At 71.0% G+C, this 18,905-nt stretch carries 16 protein-coding genes; 3 read left to right on the forward strand and 13 right to left on the reverse strand.

Annotation, left to right across the window (positions count from 1 at the left end):
- Positions 1–5: 5 nt before the first annotated feature.
- The 10 genes from ACFVSU_RS10755 to ACFVSU_RS10800 form a co-directional block, all read right to left on the reverse strand.
- Positions 6–911, reverse strand: coding sequence for a sugar kinase (locus ACFVSU_RS10755; RefSeq protein WP_387142154.1), 906 nt, complete (start codon positions 909–911; stop codon positions 6–8).
- 165 nt (positions 912–1,076) lie between these two features.
- Complete coding sequence (gene kduI, locus ACFVSU_RS10760) at positions 1,077–1,922, reverse strand: 5-dehydro-4-deoxy-D-glucuronate isomerase (protein ID WP_387142157.1); 846 nt, start codon at positions 1,920–1,922, stop codon at positions 1,077–1,079.
- A 37-nt stretch (positions 1,923–1,959) separates the two neighbouring features.
- The gene (gene kduD, locus ACFVSU_RS10765) at positions 1,960–2,724 is read right to left on the reverse strand and encodes a 2-dehydro-3-deoxy-D-gluconate 5-dehydrogenase KduD (protein WP_056365831.1); all 765 of its coding nucleotides are present in this window, start codon (positions 2,722–2,724) and stop codon (positions 1,960–1,962) included.
- Positions 2,721–3,590 carry a fumarylacetoacetate hydrolase family protein gene (locus ACFVSU_RS10770; protein ID WP_387142161.1) on the reverse strand — a complete coding sequence of 290 codons (870 nt, stop codon included), beginning with the start codon at positions 3,588–3,590 and terminating at the stop codon, positions 2,721–2,723. The genes kduD and ACFVSU_RS10770 overlap by 4 nt, the downstream gene beginning before the upstream one ends.
- Entirely contained in the window at positions 3,587–4,771 is a 1,185-nt protein-coding gene (locus ACFVSU_RS10775) for a glycoside hydrolase family 88 protein (RefSeq protein ID WP_387142164.1), read from the reverse strand. Before ACFVSU_RS10775 ends, ACFVSU_RS10770 begins: the two co-directional genes overlap by 4 nt.
- A 46-nt stretch (positions 4,772–4,817) precedes the next feature.
- Positions 4,818–5,507 (reverse strand): ferredoxin-NADPH reductase, encoded by a 690-nt coding sequence (locus ACFVSU_RS10780; protein WP_387142166.1) that lies wholly within the window; start codon positions 5,505–5,507, stop codon positions 4,818–4,820.
- A 4-nt stretch (positions 5,508–5,511) separates the two neighbouring features.
- A complete protein-coding gene (locus ACFVSU_RS10785) occupies positions 5,512–6,477 on the reverse strand; it encodes a carbohydrate ABC transporter permease (protein WP_387142169.1) in 966 nt (321 codons plus the stop codon).
- A complete protein-coding gene (locus tag ACFVSU_RS10790) occupies positions 6,477–7,409 on the reverse strand; it encodes a carbohydrate ABC transporter permease (RefSeq protein WP_052676912.1) in 933 nt (310 codons plus the stop codon). Before ACFVSU_RS10790 ends, ACFVSU_RS10785 begins: the two co-directional genes overlap by 1 nt.
- Positions 7,410–7,508: 99 nt before the next feature.
- The gene (locus ACFVSU_RS10795; RefSeq protein WP_387142172.1) at positions 7,509–8,816 is read right to left on the reverse strand and encodes an ABC transporter substrate-binding protein; all 1,308 of its coding nucleotides are present in this window, start codon (positions 8,814–8,816) and stop codon (positions 7,509–7,511) included.
- A 49-nt stretch (positions 8,817–8,865) separates the two neighbouring features.
- Complete coding sequence (locus ACFVSU_RS10800; RefSeq protein ID WP_387142175.1) at positions 8,866–10,857, reverse strand: DUF2264 domain-containing protein; 1,992 nt, start codon at positions 10,855–10,857, stop codon at positions 8,866–8,868.
- 199 nt (positions 10,858–11,056) lie between these two features.
- Between ACFVSU_RS10800 and ACFVSU_RS10805 the strand changes: the two genes are divergently transcribed.
- Genes ACFVSU_RS10805 through ACFVSU_RS10815 form a run of 3 tightly spaced genes read left to right on the forward strand, consistent with a single transcriptional unit; the run spans position 11,057 to position 15,665 of the window.
- Positions 11,057–13,063, forward strand: coding sequence for a heparinase II/III family protein (locus ACFVSU_RS10805; RefSeq protein ID WP_387142178.1), 2,007 nt, complete (start codon positions 11,057–11,059; stop codon positions 13,061–13,063).
- The gene (locus ACFVSU_RS10810) at positions 13,060–14,166 is read left to right on the forward strand and encodes a substrate-binding domain-containing protein (protein WP_375870341.1); all 1,107 of its coding nucleotides are present in this window, start codon (positions 13,060–13,062) and stop codon (positions 14,164–14,166) included. Before ACFVSU_RS10805 ends, ACFVSU_RS10810 begins: the two co-directional genes overlap by 4 nt.
- 35 nt (positions 14,167–14,201) lie before the next feature.
- On the forward strand, positions 14,202–15,665 hold the full coding sequence (locus ACFVSU_RS10815) for a glutamate--cysteine ligase (protein ID WP_387142182.1): 1,464 nt from the start codon (positions 14,202–14,204) through the stop codon (positions 15,663–15,665).
- 15 nt (positions 15,666–15,680) lie between these two features.
- On the opposite strand, the gene ACFVSU_RS10820 is transcribed toward ACFVSU_RS10815, so the two are convergent.
- From ACFVSU_RS10820 to ACFVSU_RS10830, 3 genes are read right to left on the reverse strand one after another with little or no spacing between them, the layout of a single operon-like run.
- On the reverse strand, positions 15,681–16,667 hold the full coding sequence (locus ACFVSU_RS10820) for a Gfo/Idh/MocA family protein (RefSeq protein ID WP_387142185.1): 987 nt from the start codon (positions 16,665–16,667) through the stop codon (positions 15,681–15,683).
- A gap of 39 nt (positions 16,668–16,706) precedes the next feature.
- On the reverse strand, positions 16,707–17,597 hold the full coding sequence (locus tag ACFVSU_RS10825; RefSeq protein ID WP_387143484.1) for a DMT family transporter: 891 nt from the start codon (positions 17,595–17,597) through the stop codon (positions 16,707–16,709).
- Between the two features lie 29 nt (positions 17,598–17,626).
- Positions 17,627–18,844: a serine hydrolase domain-containing protein gene (locus tag ACFVSU_RS10830; RefSeq protein ID WP_387142188.1), complete on the reverse strand. Its 1,218-nt coding sequence runs from the start codon at positions 18,842–18,844 to the stop codon at positions 17,627–17,629.
- Between the last annotated feature and the right edge of the window lie 61 nt (positions 18,845–18,905).

Genomic DNA, 18,905 nt, shown 5'->3' on the forward strand with positions numbered 1-18,905 from the left:
ACCCGTCATGTCGCGGTCGGGATGCCGGTCGCGGGCTCGTCGATCGAGTCGGTGGTGGTCTGCAGGGTGCGAGCGGCACGGGCGTGGCCGGCGCGCAGTCGGTCGGACACCGACTCGCCCGAGAGCCGGCCCGCGAGGTAGCCGCCCGCGAACGCGTCGCCGGCGCCGACCGGTTCGACGACCTCGACGACGAGCGCCGGCTCGAACACCTCGTCGTCGCCGACGAAGGCCGTCGCGCCGATGTCGCCGTCTTTGACGATGAGTTCGGCGACATCCGGCAGAAGGGCGCGCACGTCGGCCGCGGTCGGAGTGGCCCAGAGCGTCTCGGCCTCGTCGCGGCCCACGAGCACGATGTCGGCGCTGCGGGCGAGCTCGAGCAGCGCGGGGGCGGCGGTCGCGGCATCCCACAGCGGCGCACGGTGGTTGACGTCGAACGAGACCGGCACGCCGTGCTCCCGGGCGCGAGCGATCGCACGCGTGAGGAACGCGGCCGCGGACGCCGAGATCGCAGCCGTGATGCCCGAGACGTGCAGCAGGTCGACGCCGTCGAACGACACGTCGTCCGCGTCGGACTCCGACAGATGCGCTGCAGCGGAGCCCCGACGGTAGTAGAGCACCCCGTTGCCGGGGTCCTTCACGTACAGCCCGGTCGGGTTCCCGTCATCGAACACCACGCGCGAGACATCCACGCCCCGCCCCGACAGCTGGCGGGCGATGCGGTGCCCGAGAGCATCCTCACCGAGCCGGCTGAACCAGACCGCACGGTGTCCGAGCGCGGCCACGTGCGCGGCGACATTGGACTCCGCTCCCCCGGCATCGAGCAGGAACGCGTCGGCGTCGGCGACGGGAGTCGCGACGACGGGCGTCACCATCGCCATGGTCTCGCCGATCGCGAGCAGAGTCCGGGGCACCCCGCCAGCGTAGTCAGGCTGCGGCATCCGTCGCCCTCCCCTGCGCGATCACGCGAGACTCGGAGATCCCGCCGAACTCGGGCGGATTCGCGCGATCGGTCCGAGTTCCGCCGGATCTCTGCATCCCGGCAGCCGCCGGCGCAGCGCCGGCGGCGTCGAGCCGCGTCATCGCAGGTCGGTGACGGGGGCGGCGTCCATGTCGTCGAACGCCTGGTTCTCGCCGGCCATCGCCCAGATGAACGTGTACGCCGACGTGCCGACGCCGGAGTGCAGCGACCACGAGGGCGAGATGACGGCCTGGCGGTCGGCGATCACGAGGTGGCGGGTCTCTTCGCGCTCGCCCATGAGGTGGATGACGCGAGCGTCTTCGGGCAGGTCGAAGTACAGGTAGCACTCGGTGCGGCGGTCGTGCGTGTGCGCCGGCATGGTGTTCCACATCGAGCCCGGGTGCAGCTCGGTGACGCCCATCACGATCTGGCAGCTCTTCACGCCGTTCTCGTGGATGTACTGGTTGAGCGTGCGGCGGTTGGAGGTCAGCTGGTCGCCGAGCTCGCGCACGGTGCCCTCGCCAGGCGACACGAGGGCCGACGGGTACGCGGTGTGCGCGGGAGCGGAGAAGAGGTAGAACTGCGCCCCGGTCTCACCGGAAGCGTCGGCGAACGAGACGTCCTTGATGCCCCGGCCGAGGTACAGGCACGCGCCCTTGACGAGCGTGTAGACCTCGCCGTCGGCGGTGACCGTGCCGGTGCCGCCGACGTTGATGATGCCGACCTCGCGGTGCTCGAGGAAGTAGTCGCTGCGGATCTCGGGGTATCCGCCGAGCTCGAGCACCGAACCTGCGGGCACGGCGCCGCCGAGCACGATGCGGTCGTGGTGCGTGTACGTGAGGCGGATCTCCCCCGGCACGAAGACGTCGGGGATGAGGTACGTGTCGCGCAGGTCCTGCGTCGTCATGCCCGGGATCTGGGCGGGGTTGGTCGCGTAGCGCTGCGGGATGTGCGTCTCGGTCACGAGTTCTCTCCTGGTTCTGCGTGGGGGTGCGTAAGGGTCAGCGGACGAGCCAGCCGCCGTCGACGGGGATGACGGCGCCGGTCACGTAGGCGGCGGCGTCGGAGGCGAGGAAGACGAAGACGCCTTGCAGATCGGATGCCTCGCCCCAGCGTCCTGCGGGGATGCGCGACAGGATCGACGCGGCGCGGTCCTCGTCGGCACGCAGCGGTGCGGTGTTGTCGGTCGCCATGTAGCCGGGGGCGACGGCGTTGACGGTGACGCCCGCAGCCGCCCACTCGTTCGCGAGCGCCTTGGTGAGCCCGGCGACGGCGTGCTTGGACGCGGTATATGCCGGAACGAGAATGCCGCCCTGGAACGACAGCATCGACGCGACGTTGATGATGCGTCCCCCACCGTTCGCGAGCATGTGGCGGCCGGCGGCCTGCGACAGGTGGAACACCGCGTCGAGGTTGATCGCGAGCACGTCGTCCCAGTCGCCGAGCGGGTACTCGGCGGCGGGCGCGCGGCGGATGGTGCCGGCGTTGTTCACGAGGATGTCGAGGCCCCCGAGCTCGGCGATCACCTCGTCGACCGCGGCGGACAGCTCGTCGGGCGTGGCCGACACGAGGTCGCGCTGCACGCGGTGGACCCGGCGGCCGGTCGCCTCGATGAGCTCGGCGGTGGCCGATGCGTCGCCGCGGTCGAGGAGCGCCACGTCGGCCCCGGCCTCCGCCAGAGCGACGGCGGCGCCCTGGCCGAGACCGCGGCTCGAACCGGTGACGAGCGCGACCTTGCCGTCGAGGCGGAACGAATCGAGGATCATGCGGCGGACTCCTGGCTTGCGATGAATCGGGTGGTGAGCTCGCCGAGGCCGGCGATGCGCACGGTGACCGCGTCGCCGTCGGCGAGCGGGCGGTGCGCGTCCTGCGCGGCGGGCAGCTTCTGCGGTGTGCCGGTCGAGACGATGTCGCCCGGCTCGAGAGTCAGCACCTGGCTGAGGTGATGGATGACGTACGCCACGCTGAAGATCGTGGTCGACGTCGACTGCGACACCGTGACGACCCCGTCGCGCACGACCTCCACGAGGAGGTCCTGCGGGTCCGGCGCCTCGTCGGGCGTGACAACCCACGGTCCCAGCGGCGCGAAGCCGTCGGAGCACTTGCCGAGCGCCCACTGGCTCTGCCGGCGCTGCCAGGCGCGGTCCGACACGTCGTTGAGGATCGTGTACCCGCCGACGTGGTCGAGGGCATCCTCGAGCGCCACGCGCTGTGCCCGGCGGCCGATGACCACCGCGACCTCGCCCTCGTAGTCGACGTCGGTCGCGCCCGGCGGGATCACGACGGCGTCGTTCGGGCCGGCGAGCGTGTTCGACGTCTTGACGAACACGTCCGGATACTCGGGGTCGTTCGCGGTCGGGTCGACGCCGTCCGGCACGTGTCCGCGGTAGTTGTAGCCGAGGCAGAGGATCTTGCCCGGCACGACAGGTGCGAGAAGGGCAGCCGCATCGAGCACCGGAAGAGAATCCGCATCGGCCGACGCCACCGCTTCCCGCGCCGCCGCCAGAGCGGCGTCCGAAGAGAGCAGCGCCGTCACCGAACCGGCGATCCCGCCCAGGTCGAGCACGCGATCCCCCGCGACGACCGCGGCCGGCCGGGCGCCGTCCGCACCCGCGTAGGTGACGAGCCTCACCAGTACTTCCTCCACTCCGGACGCGCGACGCGCATCAGGGCCTCGAGGTAGAAGTAGTCGCCCCACAGCGTGCCCTCGTCGACGCCGTTGTCCTTCGGCAGGTCGTAGACCGAGTGCAGGATCAGCGCGTCGGAGTCCTCGGCGTTCACCGGCGTGTAGTTCGCGATGAGCGACGCCAGGATCGAGTGCGCCCGGGCGCTCCACTCGGCGGCGCGCTCAGCATCCGTCTCCACCTTCGCGAGCTCGAGCAGGCCGCACACTGCGATCGCGGCGGCGGAGCTGTCGCGCGGCGCGTCGCTGCCGTCGGTGTAGACGAGGTCCCAGAACGGCACCTCGTCGGCCGGCAGGTGGCGAAGGAAGTACTCCGTGCAGCGGCGGGATGCCTCGAGCAGGCGCTCGTCGCCGGTCACCGCGTAGTTCATCGCGAAGCCGTAGATGCCCCACGCCTGCCCGCGCGCCCAGCACGACTCGTCGGCCGCGCCCTGCTCGGTGCCGCCGCGGAGGGCCTCGCCGGTCTCGGCGTCCCAGTAGAACGTGTGGAAGGTGGAGTCGTCCTCGCGGAGGATGTGCTCGCGCAGCTGCGCGGTGTGGCGCACCACGGCGTCCGCGAAGCGCTCCTCGCCGGTCTGCTCGTGGGCCCATGTCAGCAGCGGCATATTCATGAGGCTGTCGATGATGGTGCGCCCGCGCTGAGCGGGGTCGGAGAGGTCGCCCCACGCCTGGATGATGCCCGCGGGCTCGAGGAACCGGCGCATCAGGTGGTCGGCGGCGAGCAGCGACGCGTCACGCGCCTTCGGGTCGCCCACCAGGCGCCAGGCGGCGACCGTCGACAGCGTGTACAGGAAGCCGAGGTCGTGGGTGTCGAGGTCCTCCTCGGCGCGCACGCGACGCTCGAAGTCGGCCGCGTCGATCCGCGCGGCGTCGCGGTAGTCCTCGTCGCCGGACAGCTCCCACGCCAGCCACAGCAGGCCGGTGCGGAAGCTCGTGGTCCAGCCGCGGTTGCCGCCGAGCGGGATGCCGCCCTCGGCGGGACGCAGCTCGTAGCGGTCGTCCACCGTCGTGTCGTCGGGGTACGAGCCCCCGAACTTCGCGATGTTGCGCCGGATCGTCGACAGCGCGGCGGCGATGGCCGCGTCGGTCGTGGTCTCGGTGGTGCCCGCGGCGGGCGAGGTGGACGTCATGGAGAGATTCCTTCTGAGGTATATGCAGAGAACGGATGCCGCGGGCTCAGGCCTGCGCGGCGGCCTTCTCGTCGAGGTCGAGCACGGGGCGGAGCGTGAAGCGCGAGTTGGTCCACGCGAAGAAGAGTGCGGCGGAGGCCGTGAGGCCCAGCCCGAGAGCGGGCGCGGTGGCGAACACGGCGACCTGTGCCGCCAGGGCGGCCAGCGACGCGGCCGTGAGGTACCAGCGGCGCAGGCTCAGGTAGAGGCTGGCCCGCAGCACGTCACGCAGGCGCGCGGCCGGCACCTCCGCGATCGCGACCAGGGCGACGAGCCCGACCGCGATCGCGAGCAGCGCCAGCACGCCGAGGAGCGGGACGGTGAACACGGCGACGGCCGTGTTCGACAGCATCCGCACGTCCACGAGCAGCACCACGATGACCGCCGCGACCGCGGCACCGATCAGGAGCGCACGACGCCACGTGGCGCGCAGCCCAGCGACGAAGGCTCGGATCGGGCCCAGCCCGCCCTCCCCGTGCTCGCGGAACGCGCGGAACGCGGCAGCGAGACCGGGGGCGGCGAGCGGCGCGGCGATCGCCAGCAGCGGCCACGAGTACAGCGGGTCGGTCGTGACCAGCAGCACCACGAGCGGCAGCGACGAGACCACCAGCAGCAGGTTCACGATGAGCCCGAGGTAGATCATCCCGATGAGGGACGCCCACGTCTCGTGCGACACCAGCCCGTTGAGCTTCTTCATGGCGTCAGCCCTTCAGACCGCTCGTCGCGATGCCCTCGACGAAGTACTTCTGGCCGAGCAGGAAGATGATCGCGATCGGGATGACCGAGATCGTCAGGCCGGCGAACAGCAGTGCGTAGTTCGTGTCGAAGAGGTTCGAGACGAAGCCCTTGAGGCCGAGCTGGATCGTCCAGAGGTCGGGGTTGCGCAGGTAGATGAGCGGCCCGAGGTAGTCGTTCCAGGTGTTGACGAACGTGAGCAGCGTCAGCGAGGCGAGCGCCGGGATCGACAGCGGCAGCATGATCTTGCGCCAGATCGCGTACTCGCTGAGTCCGTCCAGACGTGCCGCCTCCGAGAGCTCCTCGGGGATCGTCTCGTAGAACTGCTTCATCAGGAACACGCCGAACGCGCCGAACGCCTGCAGCAGGATGATCGACCACAGCGTGTTCGACACCTTGAAGTTCGAGAGCAGGATGAACTGCGGGATCATGTACGACTGCCACGGGACGGCGATCGTGCCGACGTAGAGCAGGAACAGCACGTCGCGGCCGCGGAAGCGCATCCGGGCGAAGCCGTACGCCGCGAAGGAGCCCGTCAGCACCTGCAGGAACGTGACGACCACGGCCAGGAACAGCGTGTTGCGGATCCAGACGAGCATGTTCGACTCGGTCCAGATGTCGATGTAGTTCTGCCACACCCACGTCTCGGGGAGCCACTTCACCGGCACCGAGAAGACCTCGTTGGCGGACTTGAACGAGCTCAGCACCATCCACACGAACGGCGTGAGGAGTCCGATGGCGAAGATGACGAGTCCGACGTACATCGCGATGCGGGCGATGCGACGGCCGGGGGTCATCTTCTCGGTGTAGCTGACCCGGGGCTGCTGCTCCGGGGTCTCTTCGGCGAGCTTGCGCAGTCCGCGACGTGCGCCCGCGGGGGCGGTGAAGTCGGAGACGAGGAGCTCGGCGTCCTTCTCGATCTGCTCGGCCATCAGCTGCTCCGCTTCTTGTTCCAGAGGAACTGCACGATCGTGACGATGATGCACATGAAGAACAGCGCCACGGCAGCGGCCGACGCGTAGCCGAACTGGCTCTCTTCGAAGCCCTTGCGGTAGATGAACTGCGACATCACGAGGGTGGACTGACCCGGGCCGCCGTCGGTCATGACGAGGATCAGGTCGAAGATCTTGAACGAGTTGATCGTCAGCATCACGGTGACGAAGAACATGGTGGGACGCAGGCACGGCAGGGTCACGTTGACGAACCGCTGCCACACGTTCGCACCGTCGACGCGGGCGGCCTCGTGCAGCTCGCGGGGGACCGTCTGCAGGCCCGCGAGGAAGAGGATCATGTAGTAGCCCATGTCACGCCAGGTGCCGACGATGACGACGGCGGGCATCGCCCACTCGGGGGAGGTGAGCCATCCGGGCGGGTTCTGGATGCCGATGAAGCGGAGGAACTCGTTGATCGGGCCGTACTCGGGGCTGAAGAGCAGGTTCCACACGACCGCGATCGCGACGATCGAGGTGATGTAGGGGAAGAACGCGGCGGTGCGGAAGAAGGCGACGCCGCGGAGCTTGTTGTTGAGCAGCAGCGCGAGACCGAGCGAGACGACGATCGTCAGCGGGATGTGCAGCACCGAGTAGTACAGGGTGTTGAGGACCGAGATGCGGAAGCTGCCGTCGCCGATGAGCCGCGTGAAGTTGGCGAGGCCGACCCAGTCGGCCTTGCCGAAGACGTTCCAGTTGGTGAACGACATGTAGAACAGCACGACGATCGGGATGAGCGTGAGCAGCCCGAAGCCGATGAAGTTCGGAAGGATGAAGCTCCACCCGATGAGGGTGTTGCGCAGCCGCAGCTTCGAGCGCCGGCGGCGCACGGGCGGCGGCGCGGTGCCGGCCTCTGTGGCGGTGATGGTCGCCATGGCGGACCTCCAGTGGGGTGGTGAAGTCGGGGGGCGGTGGCCGGTCCGCCGCAGGGTGCGGACCGGCCACCGGGTCGGGCCCCGGGGGGCCCGGGGAGATCAGTCGGTGCCGACCTCGTTGGCCACGCGGTCCTGGGCCTCCGTGATGGCGTCCGAGACGCTCTTGGAGCCCGACATGATCGCGGTGTGCATGTCGCCGAGGATGCCCTGGATCGCCGCCGTCTTGCTCGACGTCGGGTTCTCCGGGTGCACCTCGTGCGTCGAGTACGCGAACTTCGACAGGTCGTCGGTGGGAGCACCGTCGACCGAGAAGTAGGTCTCGACGACCGAGTCGGTCAGCAGCGCCGGCGTGATGCCGATGTTCGCGAGCACCTGGGCGCCTTCTTCACCGGCGGCGAAGGCGAGGAACTTCTTGGCCGCAGCCACCTTCGACTCGTCGATGCCGGCGTTGATGCCGAAGCCGGTCGGGTCACCGAAGGTGACGGGGGTGTTGTCCAGACCCGCCGTCTTCGACGAGACCTGCGGGATCGGCGCGATGCCCCACTCGAAGTCATCGGCGTCGCCCGAGGCCTGCTGCGCGATCAGCGTCGCGACGAACCACGTGCCCATCTGGAGCATCGCGGCGTTCTGCTTGCCGAACTCGCCCTGGTAGGTGAGCTGGTTCGCCTTGGCGGTGTTGAAGTCCACCTGGTCGCCGGCCGACTGCAGTGCGAGCACGTTGTCGTAGAACGGCTCCATGTAGTCGTACTCGCCCTTGAGGATGTCTCCGTCGGACTGCGCGTTCGCGAAGCCCTGGACGGTCGACTGCCAGTTGTGGAGGTACGCGCCCTTGGCCGAGCCGCCGGCGGCTGCGATGCCCTCGGTCAGCGCCGCCGCGGCGTCGCTGTAGTCGTCCCACGTCCACGAGCCGTCGGGGTACTCGACGCCGGCCTGGTCGAAGAGTGCCTTGTTGTAGTACAGGACCCACGAGTCGTTGCGGTAGGGGACCGCGTACGCCGTGCCGTCGACCTCGTACGACTTGGCGCCGCTGATGCCGTCGGGCAGCTCGACATCCGACACGTCGAGGAGCTGGCCGCCCTCGACGAACGTCGGGACGAACTTGACCTCCTTCTGCGTGATGATGTCGGGGCCGGAGCCCGCAGCGAGGTCGGCGGTCAGCAGCGTGTTGTACTCCGCCGCGTCGTAGCCCTTGAGCTCGACCGTGATGTCGGGGTTCTCCTCGTGGAACGCGTCGGCGAGCGCCTGGAACTCCGGCGTCGTGTCGAGGCTCCAGCCCGAGAGGGACAGCGTGACCGGACCCGACGACTCCTCGGGCGCGGCCGCGTCGTCGCCGCCGCCGCTGCAGCCGGCGAGAGCGAGCGTTGCGACCACGGCGATGCCGGCCGCGGCAGCGTATGAGCGCTTCATTCTGGGGGTACTCCTTTGTGATTGCGGACCCGTCCTCGGGCCCATAGGGTTACCGGTTCGCGGGGGATCCGGGGTGTGCGAGGCGACTCGTGGTCGCCGTTCCGTCCGGCCAGATGACCGTGGCGGTGGTCTGGTCGCCGTCCTCGTCGAGGACGACCTGTGCGGCATCGGCGGGCGATGCGAGGTCTGCGGTGGTGAGCTCCACGAGCGTCGCGCTCCACGAGCCCGGCTCGACCGGGAACGACACGAGCGGCACGCCGGCGACAGGGCCCAGCGGGCTGGCGTCGTCGCGCGTCTCGACGCTCGTCTCGCCGTCACCGAGAAGGGGACGGATGCTGCTGCTCAGCCCCTTCGCGATCACCGAGGCGGCAGCATCCACCGTCGTGCCATCGAGCGAGGCGGCTGCCAGCGCCCAGCCGCCCACCCGGAGGCGGAGCGACGCGGCGTCGATGCCGGACTCGAGCGAGGCGACGCGGACGAGGCGCGCCTCCCACGGGCCGCGCACGAGCGACTGCACCTCGACGAGACCGGCGATCTCGATGTCGCCGTCGATGCCGGAGCCGTGGCGCTGGGCAGAAGGGCGGAGGTCGATCCAGTGGGCGCGCGAGACGGAGGCGGCGATGCCGACGCGGCCGCCCTCGTCGTCCTGGACGCGCACGTCGATGAGGTCCATCGCGGCGCGGTGGGTCGCGCGGCCGGCGGCGTCCACCAGGGCGACGGACTGCTCGAGGGGCTCCTCGAACGCGCGCTGGTTCGCGAGCGGGCCCGTCGCAGTCGAGTACCCGATGCGGGCGTAGAGCGGCGAGTCGCCGACGAGGCTGCCCTCGGCGGCGTGGTCGGTGCCGTGGTTGACGATGCGCACGATGCCGTCGGCCTGCGTGCCCGAGATCACCCAGCCCGCGGGCCGCACCGTGCGCAGCTCGTCACCCGACTCGATGGGCAGCGGCTCGGTCTCGGCGGCCCAGACCGGGTGGTCTGCCGGGAGCGCGATGCCGAGGAGGCCCTTCACGGCCCAGTACGGCGAACCCGGGCCCGAGTAGGACTGTGCGAGCTCGCGCCACTCGTGGTGCCAGCCCATGGTGAGCACGCCGTCCTGCGCCGGCACTCCGGCGTCGTCGAAGTGCGCGACGACGGCGTTCGCCGCACGGCGCAGCTGCCCGAGCGGCACGGACGGGACCTCGGCGATCGCGCCGACCCAGAACGGGGCGGCGGCGGCGAAGCGGTAGATGAGGCTGCGGCCCTGCACGAGCGGCGAGCCGTCGGCGCCGACGAGGGTGACGGCGTCCTGCAGGAAGCGGTCGAGGCGCGCGATGTCGCCGGGCGTGCGGCCGGCGGCGAGCTCTTCAGCGCCCTGCATGCGCGACCACAGCACGGGGTAGGTGTGGAGGGCCCAGCCGACATAGTGGTCGTACGAGCGCTCGAAGCCGTCGGAGATCCAGCCGTCCTCGCGCACGAGGACGTCGTGCAGTGCGAGGTCGTCGGCGATGTCGTCGGCCGACCAGGGCCCGCCGACCGAGCGGAGGAACGTCTGCACGACGACGCGGAACCACAGCCAGTTCGTCTTGGGGTACGTCGCATCGCCCACGACGGGCGCGAGGTAGTCGATGACCCGCTGCTGGGTGAGGGCGTCGAGGCGGTCCCAGATCCACGGGCGCGTCATGTCGAGCACGAGCGCGAGCGACGCCGCCTCGACCTTGGCCTGCGCGTGCTCGTCGAGACGCACCCAGCGGTCCTCGGCCTCGGGGTCGACGCCCGTCACGATCCCGCGGCGGTAGAAGTCGGCGAGCTCCTCCGTGCCCTGCCCGCGCGCCCCGGCGATGCGGAAGCCGGCGAGGAGGAACGTGCGGGCGAAGCCCTCGAGCCCGTCGACGGCGTGGCCGTAGCCGCCCTCGGCGCCCGGGAAGTGGACGCGGCCGGCACCCGGCGACGCGTGGGTGCGGGCGGTGTCGAGCAGGCGATCGGCGTAGGCGAGCCATTCGTCGCGTGTCCAATCGAAGCCCGTCGCGATGTGCGCCGACGTGGTGGGCTGCTGGACCGTCACTGGGATCTCCCTTGATGCCTTCTTCTCGCCGCCGGAATCGGGTCCTGCGGAAAGCGAACGTTTGGGACTGTAGCAACCCAATTCGTTCATTGCAAGGTTGTTTGAGATTCGTTATGATCGTTTATGATCGCTTTGGGTTCATAACGAGCCTCACTGCGAGGTGGATCCCCCACCCATGGTGAATCAACGAGGAGGAACCTTGACGACCGCGACGGATGCCTCGACCGCGACGTTCGAGGGCGACCTGGCCGCCGTCTACCACCGGCAGGCCGGCGCCGACCGTGCTTTCGGCGCGGCCCTCGCCTCCCTCCTCGCTCCCGCAGACCGTGCTCTCCCTGTCACGACATCCGCCGACCGCACCGTCTGGGGGCCCGACGGCAGCGCCGACGCCGTCGCCATCGCGGACGTGCTCGCCCGCGCCGACGAAGACCTCGGCCGTCCGTGGGGCGTCCCGCTCGCCACCGCCGCGGCGCGCATCCACGACGACGGCGACCGTGTCGGGTGGGAGACCGTCGTCTTCGAGCGCCAGTTCCGCCTCGCTCGCGCGGCGGTCGCCGCCGCGTACCACGCCGACGACCCCGAGCTCGGCCCCGTGTGGCTCGCCGAGGTGCTCGACGGCGTCTGGCTGATCTGCGAGCAGAGCACCTGGTGCTGGCCCGCCCACGACGACGCGTTCCGCGAGCGCGGCTCCGTGCTCCCGACGGTGACGGCGCCTTACCTCGACCTCGGGGCGGGCGAGGCGGTCGCCCTGCTCACGTGGGTCGACCAGCTCGTCGGCGCACGGCTCGAGGCCCGGTACCCCGGCATCCGTTCCCGCATCCGCCACGAGGCGCGCGTGCGCGTGTTCCAGCCGTTCACCGAGCGCCGCGACTGGCACTGGCTCGGGCTCGACGGCGACGTGCACAACTGGAACCCGTGGATCCACGGCAACGTGATCACCGCGGCGCTGCGGCTGCTCGACGACGCGTCCGAGGCCGACGAGCGCGCGCGCATCGTGGCGCTGGCCATCGAGGGCATCGACCGGTACGTCTCGGTGCTGCCGGCCGACGGCGCGATCGACGAGGGCTACGCGTACTGGTGGAACGGCGCGTGCCGCGCCCTCGAAGCCCTCGACATCGTGCGCCACGCGACCGGGGGAGTGCTCGACGCGTCCGGCATCCCGGCGCTGCGCGAGACCGTCGCCTTTCCGCACCGCATGCACCTCGGCGGTGACTGGTACCTGAACCTCGCCGACGGACAGGCGCGCGTCTCCGCCGCGCAGCCCTGGCACGCCCTGCATCGTGCGGCGCGGAACGCAGGAGACACGGATGCTGCGGCCCACGCCGCGTCGCATCGCATCGCCGGCACGCCGGCGGCCACCGAGCACGAGGGCTTCGGACGCCTGCTGCGCGGCATCACGGATCCCGCCTGGGTGGGCGCGGCACGCGAGACGTCGCCGTTCCCGCGCGATGTCTGGCTGCCCTCGACCGAAGTCCTGCTGGCGCGTGAGCACGGCGGGACCGCGCGCGGCCTGACGGTCGCCGTCAAGGGCGGGCACAACGGCGAGCACCACAACCACAACGACGTCGGCTCGTTCGTCGTCGCGTCGGACGGCGTGCCGGTCATCGTCGACGCGGGCCGGCCGACGTACACGCTGCAGACCTTCGGCCCCGGCCGCTACGACATCTGGACGATGCAGAGCGGGTGGCACAACGTGCCTGTGATCGGCGGCGTCGAGCAGAGCCCCGGCGCCGGGTTCGCGGCATCCGACGTCGAGGTGTCCGTGGAGGACGCGTCGATGTCGCTCGACCTCTCGGGTGCGTACGCCGGCGCGGCGCCGTGGCGGCGCACGGTGCGCCTCGAGCGCGAGACGCGGCGCGTCGTGATCGAGGACGCGTGGCAGCCCCCGCTCGTCGAGCGAGCGGGGAACGAGCGAGACGAAACGCCCCGGACGGACGAGAAGACCCAGGTGCGGATGCTGCTGGCCGGCGACGTGCGCCGGGCCGAGGCATCCGCCGTCGTCACGCCGCTCGACGGCGCGACCCCCGTACGGATCTCGTGGCCGGAGGGCGTGGAGGCGTCTCTCGTGGTGCGCGAACTCGACGACCCGGTGCTGTCCAGCGTGTGGGGCGCGCGACTCACCCGGCTCGATCTCGACGTGACGGCGGCAGACTCGGTCGCCGTCACGGTAGAACTGGACCTGACGAACGCGGAGGACGCCCGATGACCGACCAGACTCCGGCGCTGCTGGCCGCGGAACGGCGGGCGCACGTGATGGCCACGCTCGAGCGCGACGGCGCCGTGCGGGTCGCGCAGCTCATGGACGAGCTCGGCGTCGCCCCGGTGACGCTGCGCCGCGACCTCGCCCAGATGGAGCGCGAAGGTCTGCTCGTGCGCGTCCACGGCGGCGCCGTGCCTCCCGCGGGAGGATTCGACGACGTCGAGCCGGGGCATCCGCTCACCTCCACTCGTACCGGATCGATCGCGATGCTCGTGCCGTCGCTGAGCTTCTACTGGCCGAGCGTCGTGCGCGGGGCCGAGACCGAGGCGACGCGCCACGGTCTGCGGGTGGTGCTGCGCGGTGCGTCGTACGAGCTGCAGGACGAGCGCCCGGTGCTCGAGCGGCTCGTCCACACCGAGGGCGTGCGCGGGCTCGTCGTCGCGCCGAACACCGATACGCCCCACGCGCAGGACGTCGTGCAGTGGCTCGCCGAATGCGGTGTCCCCAACGTGCTGGTCGAGCGGGACGCGGTGGTGCTGCCGGACGGCAGCCCTGTCGAGAACGTCACGACCGACCACGCGCTCGGCGCCGTGCTCGCGGCCCGGCACCTCGCCTCGCTCGGCCACCGCCGCGTCGGGCTCATCATCGCACGGGACTCGCCGACCTCGCGCAAGATCGCCGCCGGCTGGCAGGCCGCCTGCCTCGAGCTCGGCCTCACGCCGTCGGACCACTTCGAGACGAGCCTGCCGCCGCGCACGAGTCCCGACTTCTCGGCGGTCGTCGACGCCACACTCGACGCGGCGCTGTCGAACTCGGTCACGGCGATCCTGGTGCACTCGGACCCCGAGGCGATGGCCTTCGTCGACCTGGCGCTGAACCGCGGCATCTCGGTGCCCGGCGACCTGTCGGTCGTCGCGTACGACGACGAGGTGGCCGAGCTCTTCACGCCCGCGCTCACCGCGGTGAGCCCGCCGCGCAACTCGGTCGGTCGCGCGGCCGTCGACCTGCTCGCGCGGCGCATCGAGGATCCCACGCGCCCCGTGCACCGCGTCGTGCTCAACCCCACGCTGAACGTCCGCGGCTCGACAGCTCCGCCCCGCGGCGCGTAGGCGCGGAAACGCGCGGGGCTCGCTAGAGTTCCGCCATGGGGGAGGACGTCCCGGCACAGGAGTTCACCCGCGCCGACCGCACACGCCATCGCGAGAAGGTCCGGCGCAACCTCGACGTGTTCGCGCGTATGCTGCGCGAAGCGCACTTCGACACCGACGACCCGCTGACCGGCCTGGAAGTCGAGTTGAACCTCGTCGACGACGCGGGAGACCCGGCGCTGCGCAACGCCGAGGCGCTGGAAGCGATAGCGGATGCTGCGTTCCAGACCGAGCTCGGACAGTTCAACATCGAGATCAATGTGCCGCCGGCGCGCCTGCGCGAAGGCGGCCTGACGACCTTCGAGGAGGGGCTGCGGCGCAGCCTCAACCATGCCGAGGAGCGGTCGGCCACGGTCGGCGCGCACCTCGTGATGATCGGCATCCTTCCGACGCTCGCGGAGGGGCATCTGCGGCCCGACAGCATCAGCGCGAATCCGCGGTACCGGCTGCTCAGCGAGCAGATCCTCGCTGCCCGCGGCGAAGACATCCTGATCAAGATCGACGGGCCCGAGCGGCTCCTCACGACGGCGGACTCGATCCTTCCCGAGGCGGCCTGCACCAGCACGCAGCTGCACGTCCAGACCTCACCCGACTCGTTCGCGGCGTACTGGAACGCCTCGCAGGCGATCGCAGGCGTGCAGCTCGCGATGTCGGCGAACTCGCCGTATCTGCTGGGCAAGGAGCTGTGGCGCGAGACGCGGATCCCGCTGTTCGAGCAGGCCACCGACACCCGCAGCGAGGAGCTGAAGGTGCAGGGTGTGCGGCCGCGGGTCTGGTTTGGCGAACGCTGGATCACCTCCGTCTTCGACCTCTTCGAGGAGAACGTCCGGTACTTCCCGGCGCTCCTGCCGATCGTCCACGACGACGACCCGATGGCCGTGCTCGACGACGGCGGAATCCCGGCCCTCGCGGAGCTGCGCCTGCACAACGGCACGGTCTACCGGTGGAACCGCCCGATCTACGACGTCGCGGACGGCGTGCCGCACCTGCGCGTCGAGAACCGCCTGCTCGCCGCCGGGCCGACCGTCGCCGACATCGTGGCCAACGCCGCGTTCTACTTCGGCCTCGTGCGCGCGATCGCCGAGAACGACCGGCCGCTGTGGTCGCAGCTGTCGTTCACCGCCGCCGAGGAGAACTTCCACAGCGCGGCCCGCGACGGCATCGACGCCCAGCAGTACTGGCCCGGCGTCGGCCAGGTGCCCGCGACGGAGCTCGTGCTGCGTCGCCTGCTGCCGCTCGCGCACCGGGGCCTCGAGGCGTGGGGGGTCGAGACGTCCGTCCGAGATCGCCTGCTCGGCATCATCGAGGGCCGGTGCCTCACCGGCGTCACGGGCGCCGGATGGTTCACGGACCGCATGCACCGCCGGGCCGACATGGACCGCTACGACGCGCTGCGCGCCACCCTGCTCGAGTACCGCGAGGCGATGCACACGAACGAGCCCGTGCACACCTGGGAGTGACCCCTCCCGGAGCGGTCAGCCGGCGAGGGCGGCCGCGCGCCAGTCGGTGAGCACGCGAGCCGCAGCGCGTGTGTGGGCCCAGGGCATCTCGGGCACCTCGAGCCGCCCCTCTGCGAGCGCCAGCGACAGCGCGTCGGCCTCGGCGGCCATCGGCTGCACGACCGGCAGCTCGACGACGCGCTCGTCGGCCCCGCGGCGCACGATCAGCGTCGACGGGCTCTCGGTGCGGCTGCCCCAGACGTTCGGCAGCACGACCTCGGCGTCGGCGAAGCGCAGCACGCCGGTGTCGGACAGGTTCTCGATCACCGACGTCGCGATGCCGGCCGTCAGGTCGCCGAACGCGAGCTCGGCGGACGCCGTGCCGTCGACGCCACCCACCAGCTCGGCCTCGAATGCCCGGTATTCCGGTGCGATCGGCTGCCCCGCCGCGGCCGCGAGGTCGATCGCGAGCGCCAGCGGGTAGCACCCCACGTCGAGGATCGCGCCGCCCGCGACCGCCGGGTCGAACAGACGACCCTCGCGCGTACCCGCGTCGAAGCCGAAGGCTCCCTCGAATCGCTGCGGTGCTCCGAGCTCCCCGCCGGCGGCGAGCTCGCGCAGCGCCTCGGCGAACGGGCCGAAACGCGTCTTGAACGCCTCGAGGAAGGGCCGCTGCGTGCGCTCGGCGGTCTCCAGGATCCGCTCGACCTCTGCGAGCGTCGGGCTCGCGGGCTTCTCGCACAGCACGGCCTTGCCCGCTTCGAGTGCCCGGATCGCGAGGTCGGCGTGGGCCGTGTGGACCGTCCCGACGTACACCGCGTCGACGTCGTCGCGCGCCAGGATCTCGTCGTAGGTTCCGGATGCCTCGGCCCCGTGCTCCGCCGCGAACGCCGCCGCGCGCTCGGCCGACGAGCTGCCCACGGCATGCAGCATCCCGTGTTCCGAAGCCCGAAGCCCGACCACGAAGTCGCGGCTGATCCACCCCGGCCCGAGGACCGCCCATCTCGTCTGCGCCTGCGTCACGCCCCGATGCTACCGAGCCGTGGGCTCGTCACGCTCCGGTCAGGCGATCGGCTCCGCGGCCTCGCGCGCCGCGCGGGCGGAGGACCGGATCGCACCGATGCTCGCGGCGATGACCAGCGCGATGCCCAGGATCTCGAGCCACGTCATATGTTGTCCGAGGAATATGAAACCCGCGAGCGCCGCGGTGGCCGGCGCCAGGCTCATCAGGATCGCGAAGACGGCCGCCGGGAGGCGCCGGAGCGCGATGAGCTCGAAGGCGTACGGGATCGTCGACGACAGCACCGCCACGGCCGCGCCCAGCGCGACGATCTCGATCCGCAGGAGGGCGGCTCCGGCATCCGCGATCCCGAACGGCAGGGCGATGACGGCACCGACCGTCATCGCGAGCGCGAGCCCGTCGAGCTTGGGGAACGCCCGCCCGACGCGCGCCGAGGAGAGGATGTAGAACGCCCAGCTGCCGGCGGCGCCGAGCGCGAACAGCACGCCGAGCGGGTCGAGTCGGTCCCATCCGCCGCCGCCCAGAGCCACGACTCCGGCGAGTGCCAGGAGCGCCCAGAGCCACGCCGACGCGCGGCGAGCCGCGACGATCGACAGCACGAGGGGGCCCAGCACCTCGATGGTCACGGTGACCCCGAGCGGCAGGCGCTCGAGGGCGAGGTAGAACAGGCCGTTCATCAGCGCGAGCACGAGTCCGAAGAGCGCCACCGCCGTCCAGTCGGCGCGCGAGTGACCGCGCACGCGAGGTCGCGCGATCAGCAGCAGTACGACGGCCGAGAACACGAGGCGCAGCATGACCATGCCGAGCGGCCCGACCTGCGGGAACAGCAGGACCGCGATCGACGCGCCGACCTCTTGGCAGGCGAGGCCGGCGATGACCAGCAGGATCGCGGGCGAGGCGGGCGAGGTGCCTGAGCGGCCACCGCCCGAGATCGTCGCGCCTCCGGAGCCTGCTCCGGCGTTCACTCCGCTGCCGGAGGAGTGCAGACCGCGAGCGTGTCGATCGCGGCGTGGTACTGCTCAGCGGTCCAGGGAAGACCGGCCTCCGGCGCCCTCTCGCCTGCCGTGGCGGGCGTCTTCGACGCGATCGCCGCGAGCTCCCAGGCGAGGTACAGGCCGACCGCGGCGTCGGCGGCGGAGTTGTTGAGGACGACGGCGACCGTCAACCCGGTCGTGGGGTCGGCGAATGCCGCCGTGATGTACCCGGGCACCTTGCCGTACTGTCCGATGAGCGAGCCGGCGATCAGCGCACCGCCGTCTGCGGTGTACCACGACGGGGCATCGGCGGCGACGGCCACCGGTGAGTTGAACCGGTCGTCGTCCTCGACGAGCGAACCGGACGCCAGCGACTGCACATAGCGGCCGAGGTCATGGATGTCGGTGATCACGCCGGCGTCCGTGAAGCCGCTGCTCGACGAGGCCGCGGTCAGATCGATGGGCTGCGCGCAGTCGAGCGCTCCCTCGGCGTTGTTGACCGACTGCCCGCCCTTGAGCGCGTCCGAGGCGGGGAGCTCGCCGAGTGCGGTGGCATCGAGTCCGAGCGGATCGGCGACGTAGTCGTGGATGAGGGCGGCGGCCGTCGACTCGGTCGCGCGCTCCAGCGCGAGGCCGAGCAGCACGTACCCGGCGTCCGAGTCTCGGTAGGCCGTGCCCGGATCGGACGTGCGCGGCTGGCCGAGACCGAAGCTCGCGAGATACCGCGGATCCCAGGTCCGGTCGGGATTCGAGAGCCACGACGAGTACAGCTGGCCGGTGTACGAGCCGATGCCGGACGTCCCGTCGCAGAGCTCGATGAGCGTCACGTCCTTGAGGTCGGGCACGCCCGAGACGTATTCGGTGATGCTGTCGTCGAGCTTCACCTTGCCCGCGGCGGCGGCCTCGAACAGCACGTCGCACGTCATGGCGCGCGTGACCTTGCCCGCACGGAACACCAGATCGTCGGTGACCTCGCCCCCGCCGTCCGGACGCTGCGTGCCGAGGCCGGCGACCCAGCTCCCACTCCATGGCGCCCACACGCCCACGATCGCGCCGGACGACCCGGTGACGCCCATCGCGTGGGTGACGGCATCCGTCAGCTGCTGCACGGTCTCGTCGGCGAAGGCAGCGGTCGTCTGAGGGGGCACGTCGGGCTGGATGTCGCCGCCGAAGGAGCACCCGGCGAGGAGCAGAGCGGATGTCATGGCACCTGCGACGACCGCGATGGCGCGTCGATGTGTGGAGCGGGTCCGCATTCTCACCCCC

Source organism: Microbacterium sp. NPDC058062 (assembly GCF_042885375.1).
Classification (GTDB): domain Bacteria; phylum Actinomycetota; class Actinomycetes; order Actinomycetales; family Microbacteriaceae; genus Microbacterium; species Microbacterium trichothecenolyticum_C.

Coding starts and splice junctions, on each gene's coding strand:
- ACFVSU_RS10830 (WP_387142188.1), bottom strand. CDS start 18,844: ATGACATCCGCTCTGCTCCTCGCCGGGTGCTCCTTCGGCGGCGACATC.
- kduD (WP_056365831.1), bottom strand. CDS start 2,724: ATGATCCTCGATTCGTTCCGCCTCGACGGCAAGGTCGCGCTCGTCACC.
- ACFVSU_RS10815 (WP_387142182.1), top strand. CDS start 14,202: ATGGGGGAGGACGTCCCGGCACAGGAGTTCACCCGCGCCGACCGCACA.
- ACFVSU_RS10780 (WP_387142166.1), bottom strand. CDS start 5,507: ATGAAGAAGCTCAACGGGCTGGTGTCGCACGAGACGTGGGCGTCCCTC.
- ACFVSU_RS10785 (WP_387142169.1), bottom strand. CDS start 6,477: ATGGCCGAGCAGATCGAGAAGGACGCCGAGCTCCTCGTCTCCGACTTC.
- ACFVSU_RS10795 (WP_387142172.1), bottom strand. CDS start 8,816: ATGAAGCGCTCATACGCTGCCGCGGCCGGCATCGCCGTGGTCGCAACG.
- ACFVSU_RS10810 (WP_375870341.1), top strand. CDS start 13,060: ATGACCGACCAGACTCCGGCGCTGCTGGCCGCGGAACGGCGGGCGCAC.
- ACFVSU_RS10775 (WP_387142164.1), bottom strand. CDS start 4,771: ATGACGTCCACCTCGCCCGCCGCGGGCACCACCGAGACCACGACCGAC.
- ACFVSU_RS10790 (WP_052676912.1), bottom strand. CDS start 7,409: ATGGCGACCATCACCGCCACAGAGGCCGGCACCGCGCCGCCGCCCGTG.